The sequence below is a fragment of the Rhodococcus sp. NPDC057014 genome, assembly GCF_042673295.1.
Lineage (GTDB): Bacteria > Actinomycetota > Actinomycetes > Mycobacteriales > Mycobacteriaceae > Rhodococcus_F.
Genome location: NZ_JBHUSF010000476.1, coordinates 1 through 4,702 on the forward strand (window position 1 = coordinate 1; position 4,702 = coordinate 4,702).

At 69.4% G+C, this 4,702-nt stretch carries 5 protein-coding genes and 1 pseudogene; 2 read left to right on the forward strand and 4 right to left on the reverse strand.

The window, feature by feature from the left end; translation table 11 throughout:
• Nucleotides 1-652 (reverse strand): annotated as a pseudogene (locus ACFTZB_RS43105) (SDR family NAD(P)-dependent oxidoreductase); the annotation flags it as partial.
• A 257-nt stretch (nt 653-909) separates the two neighbouring features.
• On the opposite strand from ACFTZB_RS43105, the gene ACFTZB_RS43110 reads away from it, so the two are divergent.
• On the forward strand, nt 910-1,536 hold the full coding sequence (locus ACFTZB_RS43110; RefSeq protein ID WP_378441714.1) for a hypothetical protein: 627 nt from the start codon (nt 910-912) through the stop codon (nt 1,534-1,536).
• A gap of 354 nt (nt 1,537-1,890) precedes the next feature.
• Here the strand turns inward: ACFTZB_RS43110 and ACFTZB_RS43115 are convergent, their stop codons facing one another.
• Nucleotides 1,891-2,661 (reverse strand): ANTAR domain-containing protein, encoded by a 771-nt coding sequence (locus ACFTZB_RS43115; RefSeq protein WP_378441717.1) that lies wholly within the window; start codon nt 2,659-2,661, stop codon nt 1,891-1,893.
• A gap of 227 nt (nt 2,662-2,888) precedes the next feature.
• Here ACFTZB_RS43115 and ACFTZB_RS43120 point away from each other — a divergent pair, with 227 nt between their 5' ends.
• Entirely contained in the window at nt 2,889-3,584 is a 696-nt protein-coding gene (locus ACFTZB_RS43120) for a GAF and ANTAR domain-containing protein (RefSeq protein WP_378441720.1), read from the forward strand.
• 70 nt (nt 3,585-3,654) lie between these two features.
• Here the strand turns inward: ACFTZB_RS43120 and ACFTZB_RS43125 are convergent, their stop codons facing one another.
• Nucleotides 3,655-4,419: a GAF domain-containing protein gene (locus ACFTZB_RS43125; protein ID WP_378441725.1), complete on the reverse strand. Its 765-nt coding sequence runs from the start codon at nt 4,417-4,419 to the stop codon at nt 3,655-3,657.
• A 28-nt stretch (nt 4,420-4,447) separates the two neighbouring features.
• A partial coding sequence (locus ACFTZB_RS43130; RefSeq protein WP_378441728.1) for an ANTAR domain-containing protein occupies nt 4,448-4,702 on the reverse strand: 255 nt, incomplete at its 5' end.

Genomic DNA, 4,702 nt, shown 5'->3' on the forward strand with positions numbered 1-4,702 from the left:
AACTGGCGACGACCTTCCGCTCCCCGCGCCACATCGCGTCGTAGCCCTGTTTCGCGACGTCGGCGGGATCGTCCTTCGGGCCCCGCCCCAACACGGTGACGCCCACATGCGCCCGGGAGAAGAAATGGTGTCGGTCGGGCCCGGCATCAGCGCGGTGACGGTCACACCGGTGCCGGCAGTTCGCTGTGCAACGCCTCGCTGAACGACTGGACGAACGACTTCGAGGCGTTGTACACCGCCTGGTACGGGCCGGGCATCGTCGACGCCACCGACGAGGTGAACAGCACCCTGCCCGCGCCCGCCTGGTCATGTCGTCGAGGACCAGCTTCGCCAGGTGCACGGTGGAGCGGACGTCGAGGTCGAGGTCGAGGTCGAGGACGGCGAGCGTGTCGGCCAGTGGCGTGTCGACGAACGACCCGCCCCGACCGACACCAGCATTCAGCACGGCCGCGGCCAGAGGCCGACCGTCCGTCTCGATGGCCGCGTACGCCGCTGCCACTCCGGCCTCGGTCTGCAGGTCGGCGCGCACCGGGACGACCATCGCTTCCGGTGCGGCGAGTTCGATCACCGCGGCGTCGAGTGCGTCCGAGTCCGCGACCATGACCAGGTCGTAGCCGTCCTGTACGAACAGTTTCGTCAGTTCCAGGCCGATCCCGCGCGACGCGCCGGTGACAAGGGCCAGCGGTCGCGGTATCTGGGCGGTGTCAGGGTTTTCGGTCACGTCGTTACCTTTCCGTCACGGGGTCTCGGTCACGGTCGCGAAGTCGAGTACCCGCAAAAGGTCCACCGCGGCACCGCACCACCGGGGCCGGCCGGCGGGCAGTGTGCGGGAACCGGCGGCCGGGCACCCTGCAACCAGCACCGCGGATACACACCGGTGCGCAATGGCGAAGGGAGGGAGGAATCAGGATGGGGTTCAGACGCCGCCGACGTGCGGCGAGGGCGGTGGGCGCGCCCTCCGCCGACCGTCGGCAACCTTTCCACCGTCCCGTGGACCGGTTGGCCGTCCGACTGCAGCTGCTGCTCGCGGCGGTCGCCGCACTGATGCTTGTCCTCACCGTCGGCGTCGCGGCGGGGGTCTACGACGCCGAAAGCGCCCGCGCGGCCGACCAACAGATCCGCACTCACCCGGTGACCGCCACCATCACCCCCGACCCCGACCCCGACCCCGACCCCGACCCCGACACTCCTATTAGGCCGGCCGCCCGCCTCGACTCCCGCACCGACCCCGTCCTCGCCGCCGCGACCTGGCACTGGGCCGGCGACGCCCGAACCGGAACCATCGAACTACCAGCGGGGGTCTCAACCCACACCCAGACCGGCATCCTCGTCGACTCCTCCGGCAACTGGGCCGGCCCCGAGATCACCGGTCCCGAAGTCGCCGGCAACACCGCCGCAGCCCTCATCGGTGCCCTCGCCCTGGCCACCGCTCTCATCGCCGGCCTGCACACCTGGTGCACCCGCATACTCGACCGGCACCGCCAACGCTACTGGGACGAAGCCCTGCACCGCCTGTTCGCCACCTACGGGAAGTAACCGACCAAGATCATGCCGCACGGGAGTTTTCGGGCGGGAGGTGGAGACACTCCGCAACGCGGTCCGTCGGCAGCTTCGCCGGCGGCAGAGCCCTGGAGTGAATGCCCGTCGGACACCGTTCGTCGCACGAACGGACCCGTACGTTGCGGCGGTGCCCTGGATCAACAGCGGCAGCGGCGGAGCACCCGCGGTTGCCTCGACGATCTGCAATTGCGCCGAGGTCGAACCGATGTCGAGGACCCCGAACCGCACACGTCCCGACTGTCCCTAGCCAGGACCGGGCCATTTCCCTCCGTCCCCCACACCGCTGACCTCCGCCGACACCGTCACATACCCACGTTGTCCGGTCGAGGTTCAGGTGCGGTCGCCGAGCGAGGTGACGATGCGGCGGGCGATTTCGGCGAGTTTGACGTTCTCGCGTTGGGACACCTCGACGAGGACGGTGAACGCGTCCTCGGACAACCCCCGGCTGGACATGAGAGCACCCTTGGCCTGTTCGATGACCGCACGGCTGGCCATAGCCGTGCGCAGGCCGGCGACCTCGTCCAGCGCGGTGCCGACATCGCGGGAGAGCCCGACAACCGCGGCCCCGAAGGTGGTGTAGATCCTCAACAGCGCGACGTCCAGCTCACCGAAACCGTGGTCGTCGGTTCCGTAGAGGTTCAGGGCACCGACATGATCGCCGTCCAGGCGCAGCGGCGCGGACAGATAACTGCGCACACCCAGCCCGCGGACGGCCGCGGCGAAGGCGGGCCACCTCTCGGGCAGTTCGTCGATGCGCACTCGCACCACCACACCGGTGGCGGCGGCCTCGAGGCAGGGGCCCTGCCCGGTGCGGTACTGGTCGGCGTCGACGTCGACCACCCGCTGGTCGCTGCACGCGGGGGTGGTGACGGTGCCGTCGGCGCCGATCGCGGTGATCCCGGCCATCTGCGCCCCGGGGATCGTGTCCACGGCCCAGTGGCACAGTTGCCCGAGGAAACCGGGCACCCGGGCGGTCTCGAGGAGCACCGGAGCCTGATCGGTGTTCGAGCCGAGTCGACGGTGCAGGTCGTCGAGCGCGGACGCGACCGCGTCGACCCGGTGGGTGACCTCGTCCTGGTCGTCAACGAAGTAGTGGGGCATCAGGGGTGATCCTTGTCGGCTACGCCGCAGATGCATCCGACCTGCCGCTGAACGGGCGGCAGGCTGTTCTACCGGAAGTTTCGATCTTACCGGCCGCTCGGTGCGGCACCGCGCCGTGGCGGCGTAGTGTTCGAAGTGAGACGCTCGGCGTGCTCGATCGGTGCCGCGTGCCCGCGGCGGCCCGTTGGACGCCCGCCGGGAGTCGAACGATGCGCGGGAGGTGTTCGATGAACGATTTCGACCACGCCGGCCTCGGGGTGATGATGGCCGAGGTGGCCCGATCCTGGACCTCCCCCACCGATCTCGACAGCACCCTGCACGCGGTCACCCAGGCCGCGGTGGACTTGATCCCGGGCGCCGACAGCGCCGACATACTCACCATCAGCGGCCACCACAAGTTCCAGTCCCTCGCCCCCACCTGCGCGCTGCCCGCGGACCTCGACGCGGTGCAGGCCCGGCACGGTCAGGGCCCGTGTGTCGAGGCCGCCGTGGACGGTGAGGTCGTCCGCAGCGACGACCTCGAGAACGAAACCCGGTGGCCGGAATTCACCAGGGAAGCCATCGACTCGGGGGTGCGCAGCGTCGCCTCGTTCCGCCTCTACACCCGCACCCACGTCGTCGGCGCCCTGAACGTGCTCGCGATGACCGCGCACGCGTTCGACGACGAATCCGTCGCGATCGGTGAGGTGCTGGCGGCCCATGCGGCGATCGCGATCATCGCCGACCGCCGCGAGGTGCAGTTGCGGTCCGCCCTGGTCAGCCGCGACCTGATCGGCCAGGCCAAGGGCATGCTGATGGAACGCTTCGATGTGGGCGCGGACCAGGCCTTCACGATGCTCACCAAACTGTCTCAGGAGTCCAACATTCCGCTGGCGAAGGTGGCGGAAAGGGTCGTCGACCTCGGCCCGGACCGGAGGCGCTGAGGACGAGCCCTGTCCCAAGAGGTGGCAGCACCACCAGAGCGGCAGCACCGCCAAGAAGCGACGGGCGAGGTCACGAGGTCTTGGGGATGGGTGCGTCGGCCGCGAGTAATTCGGTGGGGTGGACCGACCTCGCGGTGATCGACCGGGCGAGCACTCCCAGCGTGACGCCCAGGCGGTGGGCGTGATCGTCGATCAAGGCCCGCGCCCGCCCGGGGGTGAGATCGAGGGTGCCGGCGACGATCCCGGTCGCCTGCCCCACCCGCGTGCGGTCGTTGACCAACGCCAATGTCCGCTCCGACAGCCGGCCCGCGCGGTGGTCACCGTGCTCGTGGGTCAACTCGAGCAGCGCCAGATCGGCGAGAATTCCCGCGCGGCGACGGCGTTCGTGATCGAACGTAGTGGGTTCGGTGAACAAGATGTTGAGCCCACCGACCGTGTGACCGTCGAGGATCATCGGCACCGCCAGAATGGCCCGGTAGCCGATCTCGGTTGCCACCGCCTGGAATTCGGGCCACCGGTCGGCATCGGTGCCCAGATTCGGGACGGCGATCACCTCGGAGGTGCGGATGCACTCCGGGCAGGGCCCGGCCTCGCTCTGGGTTTGCAGCAGCTCCACCAGCCGGGCCTGCTCGTCCGAGGCGGCCACCACCGCGAGTCCGCCGAGGGGGTCGACGACCATGATTCCCGACGCGGCCGCCGACAGCAGGTCCGCGGCGATCTCGGTGATGCGGTAGAGCACCGGCCCCGTGTCGGCGTGCCCGTCGACGAGCGCACCGGTGATCTCCGAGACCGCGTCGATCAAGGCTGACGTTGTGGCCGACGTGTTCTCGGGCATGTGATCACCTCCTTCACAACCCATGATCTCACTCATTCAGTTCGTTGATGTCGATGCGACGGGCGATGACGTCGCGGGCCAGATCCACCGCGGTGTGACCGCGGACGAACGCGTGCGCGCGCAGCCGGGTGAAGGCTTCGGCCAGGCTGATGTCGTGGCGGGCGGCCAGCATCCCGGTGGCGACGTGCACATCGTGGTAGGAACCGGTGCGGCGGATCCAGTCCTGGTCGGCGGGCTGTGCTCGATCCGTCTTCGTCAGCAGGACCAGGGTGATCAGGTCGGC